A 19,418-nucleotide genomic window follows, 5' to 3' on the forward strand; every position below is an offset into this window, starting at 1 on the left:
AGAGAGGTCACACCCGTTCCCATACCGAACACGGAAGTTAAGCTCTCTAGCGCCGATGGTAGTTGGGACCTTGTCCCTGTGAGAGTAGGACATCGCCAAGCAAAAACCTAAGTCGAATCGACTTAGGTTTTTTTTGTGTTTATTTTTATATAACCTTAAAGAAGAAAAAAGAATGAAAATAAGGCTATTCAAAGTAATAGCAATGATTTTTTGTTTTTCAGGTTTTCCGAGTGCTCTTAAAATAATCCTTATGATAGGAAACGTTAAAAAAAAGTGTGATGTGATATAAAGGAGTATTTGATCATTACAGCAATAACTGCGATACAAAAGAATAAATGAGAAAGAGTGTAGTTGTTTTTTTGTTATTGTTCTCCTTATAAAATGAATATAAACGATTATATGTAAGATAGATTTCTAGAAATATATGTTCTAATTTCTTATCCTTCTTGCATATAGTTACAATTATTCTTTTGAATATAACTAAAACACGAACGTTATTGGTAAGTAATAAAAAAACATTCGATTATTTGTTGACATTGTTTATGAAATATTGTTAATATAGCCATAGAAAGAATAATATATAAGACCTCATATAATCGCGGGGATATGGCCTGCAAGTCTCTACCTAACGACCGTTATTCGTTAGACTATGAGGGAAAGTCACTCGGTATTTTTCTATTCACAAGGGATACGTATGCCTGAGTAGAGCACTTTCTCTCATAGTAAAAGAGAAACTGTTCTATTTCAGGCTTTTTTTATTTGAATCGGGGGGATTCTAATATGAAATCACTAGTTGGAGTCATAATGGGAAGCACGTCAGACTGGGAAACAATGAAATATGCTTGTGACATTTTAGATGAATTAAATATACCGTATGAGAAAAAAGTTGTATCAGCTCATCGGACTCCGGATTATATGTTTGAATATGCAGAAACGGCTCGTGAACGTGGATTGAAAGTTATTATTGCTGGAGCTGGTGGAGCAGCGCATTTACCAGGAATGGTTGCAGCGAAGACGAATCTTCCTGTAATCGGAGTTCCAGTTCAATCAAAAGCGTTAAACGGCTTAGATTCATTATTATCCATCGTCCAAATGCCAGGAGGGGTTCCGGTTGCAACTGTTGCAATTGGTAAGGCTGGTTCAACAAATGCTGGTTTACTTGCTGCACAAATACTTGGATCATTCCATGATGATATACATGATGCATTAGAATTGAGAAGAGAAGCAATTGAAAAAGATGTGCGCGAAGGTAGTGAGCTAGTATGACGAGAATCATTTTACCTGGAAAAACAATCGGCATTATTGGAGGCGGCCAGCTAGGAAGAATGATGGCACTGGCTGCTAAGGAGATGGGATATAAAATTGCTGTTTTAGATCCTACAAAAAATTCACCATGTGCGCAAGTTGCTGATATTGAAATTGTTGCATCATATGACGATTTAAAAGCAATTCAGCATTTAGCAGAGATCAGTGATGTCGTCACATATGAATTTGAGAATATTGATTATAGATGTTTACAATGGCTAGAAAAACATGCTTACTTACCGCAAGGCAGTCAGTTGTTAAGTAAAACGCAAAATCGTTTTACAGAAAAGAATGCAATTGAAAAAGCGGGATTACCAGTAGCAACGTATAGATTGGTTCAAACGCAAGAGCAGCTTACTGAAGCAATCGCCGAGTTATCATATCCTTCCGTCTTAAAAACAACGACAGGTGGATATGATGGGAAAGGGCAAGTTGTTTTAAGAAGTGAAGCTGACGTTGATAAGGCGCGAGAGCTTGCAAATGCAGCAGAGTGTATTTTAGAGAAATGGGTGCCTTTTGAAAAAGAAGTATCAGTTATTGTCATTCGTAGTGTAAGTGGTGAAACGAAAGTATTTCCGGTAGCGGAAAATATTCATGTAAATAACATTTTGCATGAATCTATCGTTCCAGCTCGCATTACAGAAGAACTTTCTCAAAAAGCAATTGCTTATGCAAAAGTGCTCGCGGATGAACTAGAACTTGTGGGAACACTAGCGGTAGAGATGTTTGCTACAGCTGATGGTGAGATTTACATTAATGAATTAGCGCCAAGACCTCACAATTCAGGACACTATACACAGGATGCATGTGAAACGAGTCAGTTTGGTCAACATATTCGAGCAATCTGTAATTTACCTCTTGGAGAAACAAATTTGTTAAAACCAGTTGTCATGGTAAACATTTTAGGCGAACATATAGAAGGGGTCCTAAGACAAGTGAATAGATTAACCGGGTGCTATTTACACTTGTATGGAAAAGAAGAAGCAAAAGCGCAGCGAAAAATGGGGCATGTTAATATTTTAAATGATAATATTGAAGTCGCTCTAGAAAAAGCGAAGAGTTTGCATATTTGGGACCATCAAGAACAACTGTTGGAGGGAAAAAAATGATTAGTCGTTATACACGCCCAGAAATGGGTGCAATTTGGACGGAAGAGAACAAATTTAAAGCGTGGTTAGAAGTTGAGATTTTAGCTTGTGAAGCATGGGCTGAGCTTGGCGATATTCCAAAAGAAGATGTTAAAAAAATTCGTGAGCATGCATCATTTGATATTGATCGTATTTATGAAATTGAAAAAGAGACACGTCATGATGTAGTTGCATTCACTCGTGCTGTATCAGAAACACCAACATTAGGTGAGGAACGTAAATGGGTTCATTACGGTTTAACATCTACAGACGTAGTAGATACAGCGTTATCTTATATCTTAAAACAAGCGAATGAAATCATATTAAAAGACTTAGAAAACTTTGTAAGCATTTTAGCTAACAAAGCGAAAGAGCATAAGTACACGATCATGATGGGAAGAACACACGGTGTTCATGCAGAACCAACAACATTTGGTTTAAAACTTGGTCTTTGGTATGAAGAAATGAAACGTAACGTAGAGCGTTTCAAACAAGCTGCTGATACAGTTCGCGTTGGTAAATTATCTGGTGCGGTTGGTACATACGCAAATATCGATCCATTCGTAGAAAAGTATGTTTGTGAAAACTTAGGCTTAGAAGCAGCGCCAATTTCAACACAAACATTGCAACGTGATCGCCATGCTCATTACATGTCAACACTTGCACTAATTGCAACATCTATCGAAAAGATGGCAGTTGAGATCCGTGGTTTACAAAAGAGTGAAACACGTGAAGTTGAAGAAGCTTTCGCAAAAGGCCAAAAAGGTTCTTCTGCAATGCCACATAAGCGTAATCCAATCGGATCTGAAAACATGACTGGTTTAGCTCGTGTTATCCGTGGTTATATGATGACAGCTTATGAAAATGTTCCATTATGGCATGAGCGTGATATTTCTCACTCTTCAGCAGAACGCGTAATTTTACCAGATGCTACAATCGCGTTAAATTACATGTTAAATCGCTTTGGTAATATCGTTAAAAACTTAACTGTATACCCAGAGAATATGAAACGCAATATGACAAGAACATACGGCTTAATTTATTCTCAGCGCGTAATGCTTACATTAATCGATAAAGGTATGGTACGTGAAGAAGCTTATGATATCGTACAGCCTAAAGCGATGGAAGCTTGGGAAACACAAGTACAATTTAAAGAGCTTGTAGAAGCTGATGAGCGTATTACGAGCAAGTTAACACAAGAAGAAATTAATGAATGCTTCAACTATGAGCATCATATGCAACACGTTGATACAATCTTTGAACGCCTAGGATTAAACGAAGCGTAAAATTTCATATGGCACAGAATAGAGTCATTCTGTGCCATTCTTTATAAAAACATTATTCACATTTTTCAAACTACAGGGGGCTTGCGAAATGCAAAAGCTAGAATTGCTGTATGAAGGTAAGGCAAAAAGAATTTATCGTACAGAATCAGCAGATATGGTTTGGGTAGAGTATAAAGATAGTGCGACTGCTTTCAATGGGGAGAAAAAAGAGACGATTACAGGAAAAGGTCGTTTGAACAATGAGATTACAACTTTATTGTTCAGAAAGTTACAAGAAGTAGGAATTAAAACACATTTTGTTGAGAAGTTATCTGAGATAGAGCAACTTGTTAAAAAAGTGAGTATTATTCCTTTAGAAGTTGTCACAAGAAATGTAATTGCAGGAAGTCTTTCAAAACGATTAGGAATGGAAGAGGGAACTGCACTTGCAGAACCAATCGTAGAATTTTACTTCAAAGATGATGATTTAGGAGATCCGCTTGTAACGGAAGATCATATTCGTGTATTAAACGTTGCATCGCCAGAGCAAGTAAGCGTATTACGAGAAATGGCTCTACAAATCAATCAAGTGTTGATTGATCATTTCGCAAGCTGTCGTGTAAGATTAGTAGATTTTAAATTAGAGTTTGGTGTAACGGAAGAGGGAGAAATTATTTTAGCGGATGAAATTTCACCAGATACTTGCCGTTTATGGGATGAAACGAGCAATGAAAAGTTTGATAAAGACGTATTCCGTCGCGATCTTGGAAATTTAACAGATGCTTATGAAGAGATTTTAAAACGTTTAGGGGGAATTTCACATGTATAAAGTTAAGGTATATGTAACATTAAGAGAAAGCGTATTAGATCCACAAGGAACAGCGGTAAAAGGAGCACTTCATAGTCTTTCATTTACAGAAGTACAAGACGTTCGAATCGGAAAATACATGGAACTAACAATTGATAAATCGGTATCTGACCTTGACGCAAAGGTAAAAGAAATGTGTGAAAAACTATTAGCAAACGTTGTAATGGAAGACTTCCGTTATGAAGTTGAGGAGGTTGTCGCACAGTGAAATTTGCCGTAATAGTATTTCCAGGTTCGAACTGTGATGTTGATATGTTCCATGCAATTAAAGATGAGCTCGGCGAAGAAGTAGATTACGTTTGGCACGATACAGAGAATTTAGATGAATATGATGCAATCTTACTACCAGGTGGATTCTCTTACGGTGACTACTTACGCTGCGGTGCTATTTCTCGCTTTGCGAATGCAATGAAAGCAGTGCAAAAAGCTGCTGAGCAAGGAAAGCCGATTTTAGGTATATGTAATGGATTCCAGATTCTTGTTGAATCAGGATTACTACCAGGAGCGTTAATGAGAAACGAAAACTTAAAATTCATGTGTCGCACTGTTCAGTTGCGAGTTGAAAATAATGAAACGATGTTTACATCACAATATGAAAAAGATGAAGTAATCAATATTCCAATCGCGCATGGTGAGGGTAATTACTATTGTGATGAAGAAACGCTAAAAAGATTAGAAGAGAATAATCAAATCGCATTCCGTTACGTAGAAAATCCGAATGGAAGCGTTTCAGATATTGCTGGTATTGTAAACGAAAAAGGAAATGTACTTGGTATGATGCCACACCCAGAGCGTGCTGTAGACGAATTACTTGGCGGTGCTGAAGGGTTAAAAGTCTTTCAATCTATCTTAAAACAGTGGAGGGAAACATATGTCGTTAATGCTTGAACCAAATCCAACACAAATTAAAGAAGAGCGCATATATGCGGAAATGGGGCTAACAGACGAAGAGTTTGCTATGGTTGAAAAGATTTTAGGCCGTCTGCCGAATTATACAGAAACAGGATTATTCTCTGTTATGTGGTCTGAACATTGCAGTTATAAAAATTCAAAACCAGTACTTCGAAAATTCCCAACAACAGGTGAGCGCGTTCTGCAAGGACCTGGGGAAGGTGCTGGAATTGTAGATATCGGTGATAATCAAGCGGTTGTATTTAAAATGGAAAGTCACAACCACCCATCTGCTATTGAACCATATCAAGGAGCAGCAACAGGCGTTGGTGGTATTATCCGCGACGTATTCTCTATGGGAGCACGCCCAGTAGCTCTATTAAACTCACTTCGCTTCGGTGAATTACAGTCACCACGTGTGAAATATTTATTCGAAGAAGTAGTAGCAGGGATTGCAGGATACGGTAACTGTATCGGCATTCCGACTGTTGGCGGCGAAGTACAGTTTGATCCATGTTATGAAGGGAATCCACTTGTAAATGCAATGTGCGTAGGCTTAATTAACCACGAAGATATTAAAAAAGGGCAAGCGCACGGTGCTGGAAATACAGTAATGTACGTAGGAGCATCAACTGGTCGTGACGGTATTCACGGTGCAACATTCGCATCTGAAGAGTTATCTGAAAGCTCAGAAGCGAAGCGCCCAGCAGTTCAAGTAGGAGATCCATTTATGGAGAAACTTCTGATTGAAGCTTGCTTAGAACTTATTCAGTCGGATGCACTTGTTGGAATTCAAGATATGGGTGCAGCTGGTTTAACATCATCTTCTGCAGAAATGGCAAGTAAAGCGGGAATGGGTATTGAAATGTACTTAGATGATGTACCGCAGCGTGAAACAGGAATGACACCATATGAAATGATGCTATCTGAATCACAAGAACGTATGCTAATTGTTGTGAAAAAGGGTAGAGAGCAAGAGATAGTAGATTTATTTGAGAAGTATGGTCTTGCAGCCGTTACGATGGGGAAAGTAACGGAAGACAAAATGCTTCGCTTATTCCATAAAGGTGAAAAGGTAGCTGAAGTACCAGCAGATGCTCTTGCAGAAGAAGCACCGATTTATCATAAACCATCAAAAGAAGCAGCATACTTTGCTGAATTCCAGGCAATGAAAATGGAAACACCAAAAGTAGAAAATTATAAAGAAACATTATTCGCTCTATTACAACAACCGACGATTGCAAGTAAAGAGTGGGTTTATGATCAATATGATTATCAAGTTCGCACAAGCACAGTTGTTACACCAGGTTCAGATGCAGCAGTTGTACGTGTACGCGGTACGGAAAAAGGATTAGCAATGACGACAGATTGTAACTCTCGCTACATTTATTTAGATCCAGAAGTGGGCGGTAAAATTGCAGTAGCAGAGGCAGCACGTAATATCGTATGTTCTGGGGGAGAGCCACTTGCAATTACAGATTGCTTAAACTTCGGTAATCCAGAAAAACCAGAGATCTTCTGGCAAATTGAGAAATCAGTAGATGGTATGAGTGAAGCTTGTCGTACATTACAAACGCCAGTTATCGGCGGAAACGTATCAATGTATAACGAACGTAGTGGTGAAGCTGTATATCCAACACCGACAGTTGGGATGGTTGGACTTGTACACGATTTAAAACATGTAACAACACAAGAATTTAAGCAAGCTGGCGATTTAGTTTATGTAATTGGAGAGACGAAAGCTGAGTTTGGTGGAAGTGAATTACAGAAAATGATTCACGGCAAAATTTTCGGTCAATCACCAAGCATCGATCTAGATGTAGAATTAAAGCGTCAAAAACAAGTATTAGCAGCGATTCAAGCTGGCCTTGTTCAATCTGCTCATGATGTTGCAGAAGGTGGTTTAGCAGTTGCGATTTCAGAAAGTGCGATTGGTGCTAAGGGCTTAGGTGCTACTGTGAAATTAGATGGAGAAGCAACAGCCGTATTATTCGCTGAATCACAATCTCGCTTCGTTATAACTGTAAAACATGAAAATAAGGAAGCGTTCGAGAAAGCGGTAGAAGCAATTCAAGTTGGAGAAGTGACAAATACAAATGAAGTAACAATTCATAATGAAGAAAATGAAGTATTACTTACAGCAAATGTAGATGAAATGAGAAAGGCTTGGAAAGGGGCAATCCCATGCTTGCTGAAATAAAGGGGTTAAATGAAGAATGTGGCGTTTTTGGAATTTGGGGGCATGAAAATGCAGCACAAGTTTCGTATTACGGATTGCATAGTTTGCAGCACCGTGGACAAGAAGGCGCAGGCATTGTCGTAAATAATGGTGAGAAAATTGTCGGTCACAAGGGGTTAGGTTTAATATCGGAAGTATTTTCAAGAGGTGAGCTAGAAGGCTTAAACGGAAAATCAGCAATTGGACACGTACGATATGCGACAGCTGGCGGAAGTGAAGTTGCTAACGTTCAACCATTATTATTCCGTTTTTCTGATCATAGTATGGCATTAGCTCATAACGGAAACTTAATTAATGCAAAAATGCTTCGCCGCGAATTAGAAGCAGAGGGAAGTATTTTTCAAACAAGTTCAGATACAGAAGTACTTTTACATCTTATTAAACGTAGTACGAAAGATTCATTAATTGAGAGTGTAAAAGAGGCTCTAAATAAGGTGAAAGGTGCGTTTGCATATCTTTTACTAACTGGAAATGAAATGATCGTTGCGCTAGATCCGAATGGATTCCGTCCTCTTTCAATTGGAAAGATGGGGGATGCTTACGTTGTAGCATCGGAAACATGTGCTTTCGATGTAGTAGGTGCAACATACATTCGTGATGTAGAACCAGGTGAACTACTTATCATCAATGATGAAGGAATTCACGTAGATCGTTTTACAAATGAAGTAGATCATGCAATTTGTAGTATGGAGTACATTTACTTTGCACGTCCAGATTCTAACATTGCAGGTATTAACGTCCATGCAGCACGTAAAAACATGGGAAAACGTTTGGCGGTAGAAGCTCCTATTGAAGCTGATGTTGTTACTGGCGTGCCAGACTCTAGTATTTCGGCAGCAATTGGTTATGCGGAGGCAACAGGTATTCCATATGAGTTAGGATTAATTAAAAATCGTTACGTTGGACGTACGTTTATTCAACCTTCTCAAGAACTGCGAGAGCAAGGGGTTAAGATGAAGCTTTCAGCAGTAAGAGGTGTAGTTGAAGGAAAACGAGTTGTTATGATTGACGATTCTATCGTAAGAGGAACAACGAGTAAACGAATTGTTCGTATGCTTCGTGAGGCTGGAGCGACAGAAGTTCACGTAAGAATTGCGTCACCACCTCTGAAATATCCATGCTTCTATGGCATTGATATTCAAACGAGAAAAGAATTAATTGCAGCAAATCATACAGTAGAAGAAATTCGTGAAATAATCGGTGCAGACTCATTAACATTTTTAAGTGAAGATGGATTAGTAGATGCAATTGGACGTCCATATGAAGGGAAATATGGCGGTCTATGTATGGCGTACTTCAATGGAGATTACCCAACAGCTCTTTATGATTATGAGCAAGAGCTTTTAGAAAGTATGAAATAAGAAGAAAAAGGCTTCTACTTCTTTTGATGTAGAAGCTAGCTTCTTTCTTACAACGGCCGGCCCTAGATAGGGAGAAATTAAAAGACGAGGTGTAGATAACGATGGCGAATGCATATAAGCAAGCAGGAGTAGATATTGAAGCTGGATATGAAGCGGTATCTCGCATGAAAAAACACGTACAAACAACAATGAGAAAAGAAGTGCTAGGCGGTTTAGGCGGTTTTGGAGGTATGTTTGATCTATCAAAATTTGCATTAGAAGAACCTGTATTAGTATCTGGAACAGATGGCGTGGGAACGAAATTGATGCTCGCTTTTATGGCAGATAAACATGACACAATTGGTATTGATGCAGTAGCAATGTGTGTAAATGATATTGTTGTCCAAGGAGCAGAGCCGCTTTTCTTCCTTGATTATATTGCTTGTGGTAAAGCTGAACCTAGTAAAATTGAAAACATCGTCAAAGGTATATCAGAGGGCTGTCGCCAAGCTGGTTGTGCATTAATTGGTGGAGAAACAGCTGAAATGCCAGGGATGTATTCTACGGAAGAATACGATTTAGCTGGTTTTACAGTTGGTATTGTTGATAAAAAGAAAATTGTAACAGGTGAAAAAATTGAAGCTGGTCACGTATTAATTGGCTTAGCATCTAGCGGTATTCATAGTAACGGCTATTCTTTAGTACGAAAAGTATTACTAGAAGATGGAGCACTATCTTTAGATCGCATTTACGGACGTTTAGAACTACCTCTTGGTGAAGAATTATTAAAACCAACGAAAATTTATGTCAAACCTATTTTAGAACTATTGAAGAAATATGAAGTATACGGTATGGCGCATATTACAGGTGGCGGATTCATTGAAAATATTCCACGTATGTTACCAGAAGGAATCGGTGCAGAAATTGAATTAGGATCTTGGAAAATTCAACCGATCTTCAGTTTACTTCAAGAAGTTGGAAAACTAGAAGAGAAAGAAATGTTCAATATTTTTAACATGGGTATTGGTATGGTAGTAGCGGTGAAGGAAGAAGAGGCAAAAGATATTGTTCGTCTACTTGAAGAGCAAGGAGAAACAGCTAGTATTATTGGACGTACTGTACAAGGGGCTGGCGTTACCTTTAATGGGGGAGCGACACTATGAGTAGATTAGCAGTTTTTGCTTCTGGGAGCGGCTCTAACTTTCAATCTCTTATCAATGCGGTAGAAGAAAAAAGGTTAGACGCCGATATTAGTTTATTAGTATGTGATAAACCAGAAGCACGCGCTGTTGGACGAGCACATTATCATCATATCCCATGTTTCGCTTTTTCAGCGAAAGCATATGGGTCAAAAGAAGCGTTTGAAAAAGAAATATTAAAGAAGCTAGAAGAGTATGAAATTGATTATGTTATTTTAGCTGGATATATGCGTTTAATTGGACCGACTTTACTAGAAGCTTACGGCGGAAGGATTATTAATATTCATCCATCACTACTGCCGAGTTTTCCAGGGAAAGATGCTGTTGGTCAAGCGTTAGAAGCAGGTGTAAAAGTAACTGGAGTAACGATTCATTATGTAGATGCAGGTATGGATACAGGGCCAATTATTGCGCAAGAAGCGGTAGTTGTTTCTGAAGGGGATACGAGAGAAAGCTTACAAAAGAAAATTCAACAAGTTGAACATAAATTATACGTAAATACAGTGAATCAAATTGTTCAATCTGTGAAAGAACCAACTGTTAACTAACATACAACCAGGGGTGAAGGATAGATGAAAAAGCGTGCATTAGTAAGTGTTTCAGATAAAACAGGAGTAGTAGAATTTGTTAAAGGTTTACTAGAACAAGGGATCGAAGTTATATCAACAGGTGGTACGAAAAAATTACTAGAAGAAAACGGCTTACAAGTAATCGGTATTTCTGAAGTAACTGGGTTCCCGGAAATTATGGATGGTCGTGTAAAAACATTACATCCAAATATTCATGGTGGTCTATTAGCAGTTCGCGATAATGAAACGCATGTAGCGCAAATGAATGAGTTAGGTATGGAGCCAATTGATTATGTTGTTGTTAACTTATACCCATTCAAAGAAACAATCGCTAAGCCTGATGTAACATTTGCTGATGCAATTGAAAATATTGATATCGGTGGTCCAACAATGATTCGCTCTGCTGCGAAAAATCATAAATTTGTATCGGTAATTGTAGATCCAGTAGATTATGATGTTGTATTAACAGAACTGAAAGAGAACGGTGAAGTAAAAGAAGAAACGAAACGTAAATTAGCAGCGAAAGTATTCCGCCATACAGCGGCATATGATGCGTTAATCTCTAACTATTTAACAGAGCAAATGGGTGAAGAAAGCCCAGAAACATTAACAGTAACATTTGAGAAAAAACAAGATTTGCGTTATGGAGAAAATCCACATCAAAAAGCAACATTCTATAAAGCACCATTCGCTGTAACTTCTTCTGTTGCATACGCAGAACAATTACACGGTAAAGAATTATCTTATAACAATATTAACGATGCAGATGCAGCGCTTAGTATCGTGAAAGAATTTACAGAACCAGCAGTAGTAGCGGTAAAACATATGAATCCATGTGGTGTTGGAGTAGGAACTGATATTCATGAAGCATACACACGCGCTTATGAAGCAGATCCAGTATCCATTTTTGGTGGTATTATTGCAGCAAATCGTGAAATTGACAAAGCTACAGCTGAAAAGTTACATGAAATTTTCTTAGAAATTGTTATCGCTCCTTCGTTCTCACAAGAAGCTTTAGACGTATTGCAAAGCAAGAAGAACTTACGCTTACTAACTGTAGATATTGAAAAATCGACAAGTGCAAGTAAAAAATTAACTTCTGTACAAGGTGGTCTTCTTGTTCAAGAGGAAGATACGTTATCATTAGATGGAAGTACAATTTCAATTCCGACAAAACGTGAACCGTCAGAGCAAGAGTGGAAAGATTTAAAACTAGCTTGGAAAGTTGTAAAACATGTGAAATCAAATGCAATTGTTTTAGCGAATGATAACATGACAGTTGGTGTAGGTGCGGGACAGATGAACCGTGTAGGTTCTGCGAAAATCGCAATTACACAAGCTGGTGAAAAGGCACAAGGTAGCGCACTTGCATCTGATGCTTTCTTCCCAATGCCAGATACAGTAGAAGAAGCAGCAAAAGCAGGAATTACAGCAATCATTCAACCAGGCGGATCAATCCGTGACGAAGATTCTATCAAAGTGGCAGATAAGTATGGGATTGCTATGGTGTTCACTGGCGTACGTCATTTCAAACACTAATAGAGGATGTTTAAAAGGTCCGGTCAAGATAACTGTCGCATGTCGTCGTTGCATTGCCAGTGCGGTACTCATGTAGGAAAGCTACACTCCGTGTCCTCCTGGCGAATGCGCCTCGACCTGCTTGGTTCTCTTGATCCTCCCTTTTAAACTTTTATTGATATGAAAACAAACTAGGAGCATAGCTTCTAGTTTGTACTTATTTAAGTATTGGGGGATGAAATATGAATGTTTTAGTAATCGGACGCGGTGGGCGTGAGCATGCTTTAGCTTGGAAGTTTGCGCAATCTGAAAAGGTAGAAAAGGTATATGTAGCACCGGGTAATGAAGGTATGCGCGATGTTGCAACACCAGTTGATATTGATGAAAATGATTTTAATGCATTAGTTCTATTTGCCAAAGAGAATAAGGTTGAGTTAACTTTCGTTGGACCAGAAATTCCACTTATGAATGGAATTGTTGATCGTTTTAAAGAAGAGGGACTTCGTGTATTTGGTCCAAATAAGGCGGCTGCTGTTATTGAAGGTAGTAAGGCTTTTACGAAAGAATTGATGAAAAAGTATGATATTCCAACTGCGGCATATGAAACTTTTACAGATTATGAAGAAGCAGTACAGTACATTCAAAAAGTTGGTGCACCGATTGTTATTAAGGCAGATGGATTAGCTGCTGGTAAAGGTGTAACAGTAGCAATGACACTAGAAGAGGCACTACAAGCTGCGAAGGAAATGTTACAAGATGTAAAGTTCGGCGAAGCAAGTAAGAAGGTTGTTATTGAAGAGTTTTTAGATGGACAAGAATTTTCATTAATGGCATTTGTGAATGGGACAATTGTGCATCCGATGGTAATTGCGCAAGATCATAAACGTGCTTTTGATGGTGATAAAGGTCCAAATACAGGCGGAATGGGCGCGTACTCTCCAGTACCACAAATTCCAGAATCAGCAGTGCAAGAGGCGATAAAAACGGTATTACATCCAACTGCTAAAGCGATGATTGCAGAAAACCGTTCATTTACAGGGATTTTATATGCGGGACTTATTTTAACAAATGATGGCCCAAAGGTAATTGAATTTAATGCCCGCTTTGGCGATCCTGAAACAGAAGTAGTATTACCTCGCTTAGAAAATGATTTAGTTGATGTATGTAACGCTGTATTAGATGAAAGTGAGTTAACGTTACAATGGTCAGAGGAAGCAGTAATTGGTGTTGTACTTGCTTCGAAAGGATATCCAGAAGCATATAAAAAAGGTGACATTATTAACGGATTAGACGCATTGCGAGATGTGATTGTTTTCCATTCAGGCACAGCGATGAAGCATGGTGACTTTGTAACAAACGGTGGCCGTGTACTATTTGTTGCTTGTAAGGCAAATAGTTTACAAGAAGCGAAAGATAAGGTATATAAAGAAATCGGCAAAATTGAGAGTGATGGTCTATTTTACCGAAGTGATATAGGATATCGTGCAATTGGGCATGAGATGACGAGAAGCTAGTAATATTAAATTTTTTAGTGGTAAGAAAAGCGGAGAATGATGTAGGTCATTCTCCGCTTTTCATGTTATTTTATTTAGGAATTTTTACAAGATCGATAATGTCAGGGCATTGTAATTGATAAGTTATTGCTGTTGATGAAACTTTCTTTGAAATTTTTTGGCAACTACTATTGGAATATCGAATTTCTTTGTTTTCTGTATTTCGGTCGCTTATTTTTGAGTAATCAACATCATAATACAAAGAGGTTGTCTCTCTCCCTTTTTTTACCATTAAATCTATGATGAGAGGTTCATCTTTTTCGTTAAATCGGGTGATGCGAATGGCGTGACTCTTATTTGAATTATATTTTTTAATGAAGGTATCTAATTTTTCGATATTGTAAACTGTGTCATTCTTTTGAATGACATCACCATATTTTTCGGCGGTTTCAAAACTATATTCTTTATTGGATGTATCAATCGTTGGTCGTTTATTTGAGCAAGCGACAAGATTGAATGAGAGTAGTACAATGATGAATAAACTCGTTCTTTTATAGTAATGTTTTATAGGCAAAGCGAACCACCTCTATTAATAATGTTATATTTGTATTTTAGAATATAATTACAAAGAAAACATCATCATTGTATTAAAAAAATCCCGCTGATTTCTCAGCGGGATTTTTTATGCATCTTTATCTTTTTTCAATTTTCCTTTTTGCTTTGCCATTTCTCGAAGCAAATATTCGATGTGTGCATTGACGCTACGAAACTCATCATTCGCCCATTTTTCGATGACAGCGTGTAATTCAGGATCAATACGTAATGGAAAGCTTTTCTTTTTAGCCATAATGATTTACAACCTTTTAGTAGAGGCTTCCTGTATTAATAACTGGTTGCGCACCTTTATCTGAAACGATGGCAACTAATAAATTGTTCACCATATTTGCTTTACGCTCGTCATCGAGTTCCAGTACGCCTTCCTCATCTAACATATGGATTGAATCTTTTGCCATCTTCACAGCACCTTCAACAATCTCTTTTCTAGCAGCTAATACTGCTTTTGCTTGTTGACGCTGTAGCATTGCATGGGCAATTTCTGTTGCGTAAGCTAAGTGTGTTAAACGAGTTTCTAATACTTCTACGCCAGCGATTTCAAGGCGTGCTTCTAACTCACGTTTTAATTCTTCAGAGATTTCTTCCGTATTTCCGCGTAACGTGATGCAAGTTTCATCTTGGAAATTGTCATAAGGATATTTTGTTGCAACGTGGCGGATTGCTGTTTCACTTTGAATTTCTACAAATCGATCGTAATGTTCAACACCGAACATTGCTTTTGCAGAATCAACTACTTTATATACGATAACGGCTGCAATTTCGATCGGATTTCCCTCAACATCGTTTACTTTTAATTTCTTACTATTAAAGTTTTCCACACGTAACGATACAGTTTGACGGAATGCGAACGGAATCGTTAAAAATAAACCATTTTGACGAATTGTTCCTAAGTAATTACCGAAAAACGTAATGACTTTCGCTTGGTTTGGTTGAACAATACCAATACCTGTAGCAAGAACTACGGCTAAAATAATAGTTAATGCTGCTCCTATGAAAATTTCTTGTATAAGGAAAAATACACCGATAGCGGCTAAAATCAAAATTCCAATAATCCCAAGAAAACCATTAACATAAAAAACTTGTTTTTCTTTCATATGATCGCCTCCTGATATAAAAATGATATCACTTTTATATCACTTTAAGCAAGAGGTTTACACCTAATTTTCTGAATTTTATTGTTGGGTATCTCTTATGTATATTTTAAGGTTCAAAATAAGAATATACGTTCTGTTTTGTGGTAAAATAAAGAAGACTTAACCGCCCACTGCAGCAGCTAAGTCCCTTTGAGAGCATCTTGCATCGTGACAAATGATTCAAAGCGGTTTTGCCAGGATTATATCTTCAATCGCTGACTCAATCTCTTTGTCAGAAGCGTCAAAACTTCCATTTGACCGTGGTTTGTCGTGATTGGAAGTTTGATTCACTTCTTCTTTAGCATGTCCCTTTTCAGTAAAATTCATGCTAGGCATTTTAAATGCCCCCATATTCATGTATTTTCCGAATTTCCACATTTCAACAACAGGGCAGAAACGAACAATTCCCTCTGCGATTTTCATTGCACCAATCCATAGCAAGACGTTAGACCAAGTGCACCACGGCTTGCGTACAAGTTTAGCACTACTACAGCCGAAGAGGATAAGTCCGAGTGTAATTCGAATTAGGGCATTTATTGTACCGATGTTTTGCTTCATTAGAAAAACACTCCTTTTTATGAAAGTTGAAATAGATAATACTATTTCTCTTATTAGTATCCCATGTGATTTTGGGGATATGTAATCCAACATTTGACGTTGAAAAAGATGTTGGAATGTGCGTGTGTGTAAGTAGCTTTTTTTGTTATAATGAAAGAATGCATAAAAGGAAGTTCAAAATTAAATCCTCTAGTTTGAAAAAATATGGAAGAGGGAATTCCAAACTTAATTCTCCGTTTTAAACAAATATTTAAGATGAAGTTAAAAAATCCTAATGAAAATAAACTGTTATTTTGAACAGAAATATATATAAATAGAGAAAAGAAAGGGTGTTTTCATGTACGATATTTCCGGGTGGAAACATGTATTTAAGCTTGATCCAAATAAGGAGTTAAGTGATGAACATTTAGAAATGATTTGTGAGTCTGGAACAGATGCTGTTATTGTGGGCGGAAGTGATGGAGTGACAATTGATAATGTACTGCACATGCTAGTTAGTATTCGTAGATATGCAGTTCCTTGTGTGTTAGAGGTTTCTGATGTAGAAGCAATTACACCAGGATTTGATTTTTATTACATCCCAAGCGTTTTAAATAGCCGAAAAGTGGAATGGGTAACAGGCGTTCATCATGAGGCTTTGAAAGAATTTGGGGATATTATGGATTGGGACGAAATTTTCATGGAAGGGTATTGTGTTTTAAATCCTGAAGCGAAAGTAGCCCAGCTTACAGATGCGAAATGTGATGTAACAGAAGATGATGTGATTGCATACGCGCGTTTAGCAGACAAGCTATTACGTTTACCGATATTTTATTTAGAATATAGCGGTACGTATGGAGATGTTGAACTTGTTAAAAATGTAAAAGCAGAATTAAAACAAGCGAAGTTGTATTACGGAGGCGGTATTTCTAATGCAGAACAAGCGAAAGAAATGGCGCAGTATGCTGATACAGTAGTTGTTGGAAATATTATTTATGATGATATAAAATCCGCGTTAAAAACAGTTAAAGCAGTAAAAGGAGAGTAGGTGCAGGCATATATGAGTAAGACAGATAGATTATTGAATGGTTTAAATCCGCAGCAACAAAAAGCAGTACAAACAACGAACGGACCACTTCTATTAATGGCAGGTGCAGGTAGTGGTAAAACACGTGTGTTAACACATCGTATTGCGTATTTACTTGGTGAAAAAGGTGTAGCACCATGGAATGTACTAGCTATTACCTTTACAAATAAAGCGGCTCGTGAAATGCGTGAGCGTATTGATACACTTGTCGGACCAGAAGCAGAAGATATTTGGATTTCTACGTTCCACTCTATGTGTGTACGTATTTTAAGACGTGATATCGATCGTATTGGTATTAATCGTAACTTTACAATCTTAGATTCAGGCGATCAGTTAACGGTTGTGAAGAAAATCATGAAAGAACGTAATATTGATCCGAAGAAATTTGAGCCACGCTCTATTTTAGCGGGTATTAGTAATGCGAAAAATGAATTATTATCTGCAGATAAATATGCAAAGAAAATTACAATAGCTGATCCATATGAAAAATTAACGAGCGATGTATATACAGAATATCAAAAACGTCTTTTGAAAAATAACTCATTAGACTTTGATGATTTAATTATGACAACGATTCAGTTATTTGAACGTGTTCCAGAAGTACTAGAGTTTTATCAGCGCAAGTTCCAATATATTCACGTGGATGAGTATCAAGATACGAACAAAGCGCAGTACCTTCTTGTTAAACATTTAGCAGCACGTTTTAAAAATTTATGCGTTGTAGGTGACTCAGATCAGTCTATTTATCGCTGGCGTGGGGCTGACATTTCTAACATTTTGTCATTTGAAAAAGACTATGAGAATGCGCAAGTTATTCTATTAGAACAAAACTATCGTTCGTCACAAAATATTTTAAATGCAGCGAATGCTGTTATTGAAAAAAATTCAAACCGTAAACCGAAGAAATTATGGACAGATAATCAAGTTGGAAGCAAAATCTCGTATTACCGTGCTGCAACGGAAAAAGACGAAGCGTATTTTGTTGCGAAAAAAATTCGTGACGATATTCAAATGGGAAAAAGAAAATATACTGATTTTGCAGTGTTATATCGTACAAATGCGCAATCTCGTATGGTCGAGGAGATTTTCCTGAAATCTAATATTCCTTACAAAATTGTCGGCGGTACAAAGTTCTACGATCGTAAAGAGATTAAAGATATTTTGGCGTATTTACGTTTAATTGGGAATCCAGATGATGAGATTAGTTTCGCACGTATTATTAACATGCCAAAGCGCGGAATTGGTGCGACTTCTATCGATAAAATTATTAATTACGGCGTACAAAATGGAATTTCATTAACTGCTGTATTCGATGAGATTGAGCATGTTGGAGTAAGTGCAAAAATTACAAAGGCAGTAAAAGAATTCGCAGGTTTATTACACAACTGGGTAAATATGCAAGAGTATTTATCTGTTACGGAATTGGTAGAAGAAGTTATTGAAAAAACAGGCTATCGCGATATGTTGAAAAACGAGCGTACTTTAGAAGCGGAAGGTCGTCTAGAGAACTTAGATGAGTTTTTATCTGTTACGCAAACATTTGAATCTCAAAGCGAAGATAAGAGCCTTGTTGCATTCTTAACAGACTTAGCGCTTGTTGCTGATATTGATCGTGTCGATGAAGATCCAACTGCTGGTGAGGAAGTTATTTTAATGACGATGCACTCAGCGAAAGGGTTAGAGTTCCCAGTTGTCTTTATTGTAGGGTTAGAGGAAGGAATATTCCCGCATACTCGTTCTCTAATGGAAGAAGATGAAATGCAAGAAGAGCGTCGCCTTGCTTATGTAGGTATTACGCGTGCAGAAGAAGAGTTATATTTATCCAATGCACAAATGCGTACTTTATTTGGTCGAACAAGTATGAACGCTGCCTCTCGATTTATTACAGAAATCCCGGCAGAGCTAGTAGAATCGTTAAATGAAACAGCGCCGAAGCGTGAAACTTCGTTTGGTGCAAAAGGCAGAACGGCTAGTAACAGCAGAACGACAATGACAACTACAACACGCTCTCGTTCAGCTTTCGCGAGTCCTGCAGCTAAGACGACAGGTGGCGAGCAAATCGGCTGGGCAGTAGGAGATAAAGCTTCCCACCAAAAATGGGGAGTCGGTACAGTTGTCAGTGTAAAAGGTGAAGGTGATGCAAAAGAATTAGATATTGCGTTCCCAAGCCCAATTGGTGTTAAACGTTTGTTAGCAAAATTTGCACCTGTGACGAAACAATAGGAAAGGAAT

Annotated in this window: 18 protein-coding genes, 1 rRNA gene and 1 riboswitch; of the genes, 15 read left to right on the top strand and 4 right to left on the bottom strand. The window is 37.8% G+C overall.

The annotated features are described in order from the left end of the window. From rrf to purD, 13 genes are all read left to right on the top strand, one after another. Positions 1 to 101 (top strand): 5S ribosomal RNA (rrf, locus tag MR115_RS24695); the annotation flags it as partial. A gap of 467 nt (positions 102 to 568) precedes the next feature. Next, positions 569 to 670: riboswitch (purine riboswitch) on the top strand. Between the two features lie 110 nt (positions 671 to 780). Continuing rightward, positions 781 to 1,266, top strand: coding sequence for a 5-(carboxyamino)imidazole ribonucleotide mutase (purE, locus tag MR115_RS24700; RefSeq protein ID WP_000839367.1), 486 nt, complete (start codon positions 781 to 783; stop codon positions 1,264 to 1,266). Beyond that, the gene (purK, locus tag MR115_RS24705) at positions 1,263 to 2,414 is read left to right on the top strand and encodes a 5-(carboxyamino)imidazole ribonucleotide synthase (protein ID WP_061680296.1); all 1,152 of its coding nucleotides are present in this window, start codon (positions 1,263 to 1,265) and stop codon (positions 2,412 to 2,414) included. The genes purE and purK overlap by 4 nt, the downstream gene beginning before the upstream one ends. Then, positions 2,411 to 3,718, top strand: a complete 1,308-nt coding sequence (purB, locus tag MR115_RS24710; protein WP_000625687.1) for an adenylosuccinate lyase — start codon at positions 2,411 to 2,413, stop codon at positions 3,716 to 3,718. Before purK ends, purB begins: the two co-directional genes overlap by 4 nt. An 88-nt stretch (positions 3,719 to 3,806) precedes the next feature. Further along, a complete protein-coding gene (gene purC / locus MR115_RS24715) occupies positions 3,807 to 4,526 on the top strand; it encodes a phosphoribosylaminoimidazolesuccinocarboxamide synthase (protein WP_242243079.1) in 720 nt (239 codons plus the stop codon). Continuing rightward, positions 4,519 to 4,773, top strand: coding sequence for a phosphoribosylformylglycinamidine synthase subunit PurS (purS, locus tag MR115_RS24720; RefSeq protein WP_000278820.1), 255 nt, complete (start codon positions 4,519 to 4,521; stop codon positions 4,771 to 4,773). The genes purC and purS overlap by 8 nt, the downstream gene beginning before the upstream one ends. Further along, positions 4,770 to 5,453 (top strand): phosphoribosylformylglycinamidine synthase subunit PurQ, encoded by a 684-nt coding sequence (purQ, locus tag MR115_RS24725; protein WP_242243080.1) that lies wholly within the window; start codon positions 4,770 to 4,772, stop codon positions 5,451 to 5,453. The genes purS and purQ overlap by 4 nt, the downstream gene beginning before the upstream one ends. Beyond that, a complete protein-coding gene (gene purL / locus MR115_RS24730; protein ID WP_242243081.1) occupies positions 5,437 to 7,656 on the top strand; it encodes a phosphoribosylformylglycinamidine synthase II in 2,220 nt (739 codons plus the stop codon). Before purQ ends, purL begins: the two co-directional genes overlap by 17 nt. Then, complete coding sequence (gene purF / locus MR115_RS24735) at positions 7,641 to 9,056, top strand: amidophosphoribosyltransferase (RefSeq protein ID WP_061680300.1); 1,416 nt, start codon at positions 7,641 to 7,643, stop codon at positions 9,054 to 9,056. The genes purL and purF overlap by 16 nt, the downstream gene beginning before the upstream one ends. Before the next feature lie 101 nt (positions 9,057 to 9,157). Beyond that, positions 9,158 to 10,198, top strand: a complete 1,041-nt coding sequence (gene purM, locus MR115_RS24740; RefSeq protein ID WP_098375562.1) for a phosphoribosylformylglycinamidine cyclo-ligase — start codon at positions 9,158 to 9,160, stop codon at positions 10,196 to 10,198. Then, positions 10,195 to 10,782 carry a phosphoribosylglycinamide formyltransferase gene (purN, locus tag MR115_RS24745; RefSeq protein WP_000088565.1) on the top strand — a complete coding sequence of 196 codons (588 nt, stop codon included), beginning with the start codon at positions 10,195 to 10,197 and terminating at the stop codon, positions 10,780 to 10,782. The genes purM and purN overlap by 4 nt, the downstream gene beginning before the upstream one ends. 24 nt (positions 10,783 to 10,806) lie before the next feature. After that, positions 10,807 to 12,342 (top strand): bifunctional phosphoribosylaminoimidazolecarboxamide formyltransferase/IMP cyclohydrolase, encoded by a 1,536-nt coding sequence (gene purH / locus MR115_RS24750; protein WP_242243082.1) that lies wholly within the window; start codon positions 10,807 to 10,809, stop codon positions 12,340 to 12,342. 221 nt (positions 12,343 to 12,563) lie between these two features. Continuing rightward, positions 12,564 to 13,835 (top strand): phosphoribosylamine--glycine ligase, encoded by a 1,272-nt coding sequence (gene purD, locus MR115_RS24755; RefSeq protein WP_242243083.1) that lies wholly within the window; start codon positions 12,564 to 12,566, stop codon positions 13,833 to 13,835. 70 nt (positions 13,836 to 13,905) lie between these two features. Here purD and MR115_RS24760 read toward each other — a convergent pair whose 3' ends face one another. The 4 genes from MR115_RS24760 to MR115_RS24775 all read right to left on the bottom strand — a co-directional run bounded on the left by MR115_RS24760 (position 13,906) and on the right by MR115_RS24775 (position 16,120). Next, positions 13,906 to 14,388, bottom strand: coding sequence for a DUF4362 domain-containing protein (locus MR115_RS24760; RefSeq protein ID WP_242243084.1), 483 nt, complete (start codon positions 14,386 to 14,388; stop codon positions 13,906 to 13,908). A gap of 108 nt (positions 14,389 to 14,496) precedes the next feature. Beyond that, on the bottom strand, positions 14,497 to 14,661 hold the full coding sequence (locus MR115_RS24765; RefSeq protein WP_001085171.1) for a type II toxin-antitoxin system antitoxin: 165 nt from the start codon (positions 14,659 to 14,661) through the stop codon (positions 14,497 to 14,499). Between the two features lie 16 nt (positions 14,662 to 14,677). Further along, entirely contained in the window at positions 14,678 to 15,523 is an 846-nt protein-coding gene (locus MR115_RS24770) for an SPFH domain-containing protein (protein ID WP_242243085.1), read from the bottom strand. Between the two features lie 219 nt (positions 15,524 to 15,742). Further along, positions 15,743 to 16,120 carry a YgaP family membrane protein gene (locus MR115_RS24775; protein WP_000812333.1) on the bottom strand — a complete coding sequence of 126 codons (378 nt, stop codon included), beginning with the start codon at positions 16,118 to 16,120 and terminating at the stop codon, positions 15,743 to 15,745. A 337-nt stretch (positions 16,121 to 16,457) separates the two neighbouring features. On the opposite strand from MR115_RS24775, the gene pcrB reads away from it, so the two are divergent. Further along, on the top strand, positions 16,458 to 17,147 hold the full coding sequence (gene pcrB / locus MR115_RS24780) for a heptaprenylglyceryl phosphate synthase (RefSeq protein WP_000272092.1): 690 nt from the start codon (positions 16,458 to 16,460) through the stop codon (positions 17,145 to 17,147). A 12-nt stretch (positions 17,148 to 17,159) separates the two neighbouring features. After that, on the top strand, positions 17,160 to 19,409 hold the full coding sequence (gene pcrA / locus MR115_RS24785) for a DNA helicase PcrA (RefSeq protein WP_063261867.1): 2,250 nt from the start codon (positions 17,160 to 17,162) through the stop codon (positions 19,407 to 19,409). Positions 19,410 to 19,418: the final 9 nt, after the last annotated feature.

This window comes from Bacillus cereus group sp. BfR-BA-01309 (assembly GCF_022664315.1).
In the GTDB taxonomy this organism is placed as follows: Bacteria; Bacillota; Bacilli; order Bacillales; family Bacillaceae_G; genus Bacillus_A; species Bacillus_A mobilis.

Bases quoted from the DNA above. Each gene is read 5' to 3' on its own strand.
- purE (WP_000839367.1), top strand. From the start codon at position 781: ATGAAATCACTAGTTGGAGTCATAATGGGAAGCACGTCAGACTGGGAA.
- purK (WP_061680296.1), top strand. From the start codon at position 1,263: ATGACGAGAATCATTTTACCTGGAAAAACAATCGGCATTATTGGAGGC.
- purB (WP_000625687.1), top strand. From the start codon at position 2,411: ATGATTAGTCGTTATACACGCCCAGAAATGGGTGCAATTTGGACGGAA.
- purC (WP_242243079.1), top strand. From the start codon at position 3,807: ATGCAAAAGCTAGAATTGCTGTATGAAGGTAAGGCAAAAAGAATTTAT.
- purS (WP_000278820.1), top strand. From the start codon at position 4,519: ATGTATAAAGTTAAGGTATATGTAACATTAAGAGAAAGCGTATTAGAT.
- purL (WP_242243081.1), top strand. From the start codon at position 5,437: ATGTCGTTAATGCTTGAACCAAATCCAACACAAATTAAAGAAGAGCGC.
- purF (WP_061680300.1), top strand. From the start codon at position 7,641: ATGCTTGCTGAAATAAAGGGGTTAAATGAAGAATGTGGCGTTTTTGGA.
- purM (WP_098375562.1), top strand. From the start codon at position 9,158: ATGGCGAATGCATATAAGCAAGCAGGAGTAGATATTGAAGCTGGATAT.
- purN (WP_000088565.1), top strand. From the start codon at position 10,195: ATGAGTAGATTAGCAGTTTTTGCTTCTGGGAGCGGCTCTAACTTTCAA.
- purH (WP_242243082.1), top strand. From the start codon at position 10,807: ATGAAAAAGCGTGCATTAGTAAGTGTTTCAGATAAAACAGGAGTAGTA.
- purD (WP_242243083.1), top strand. From the start codon at position 12,564: ATGAATGTTTTAGTAATCGGACGCGGTGGGCGTGAGCATGCTTTAGCT.
- MR115_RS24765 (WP_001085171.1), bottom strand. From the start codon at position 14,661: ATGGCTAAAAAGAAAAGCTTTCCATTACGTATTGATCCTGAATTACAC.
- MR115_RS24770 (WP_242243085.1), bottom strand. From the start codon at position 15,523: ATGAAAGAAAAACAAGTTTTTTATGTTAATGGTTTTCTTGGGATTATT.
- MR115_RS24775 (WP_000812333.1), bottom strand. From the start codon at position 16,120: ATGAAGCAAAACATCGGTACAATAAATGCCCTAATTCGAATTACACTC.
- pcrB (WP_000272092.1), top strand. From the start codon at position 16,458: ATGTACGATATTTCCGGGTGGAAACATGTATTTAAGCTTGATCCAAAT.
- pcrA (WP_063261867.1), top strand. From the start codon at position 17,160: ATGAGTAAGACAGATAGATTATTGAATGGTTTAAATCCGCAGCAACAA.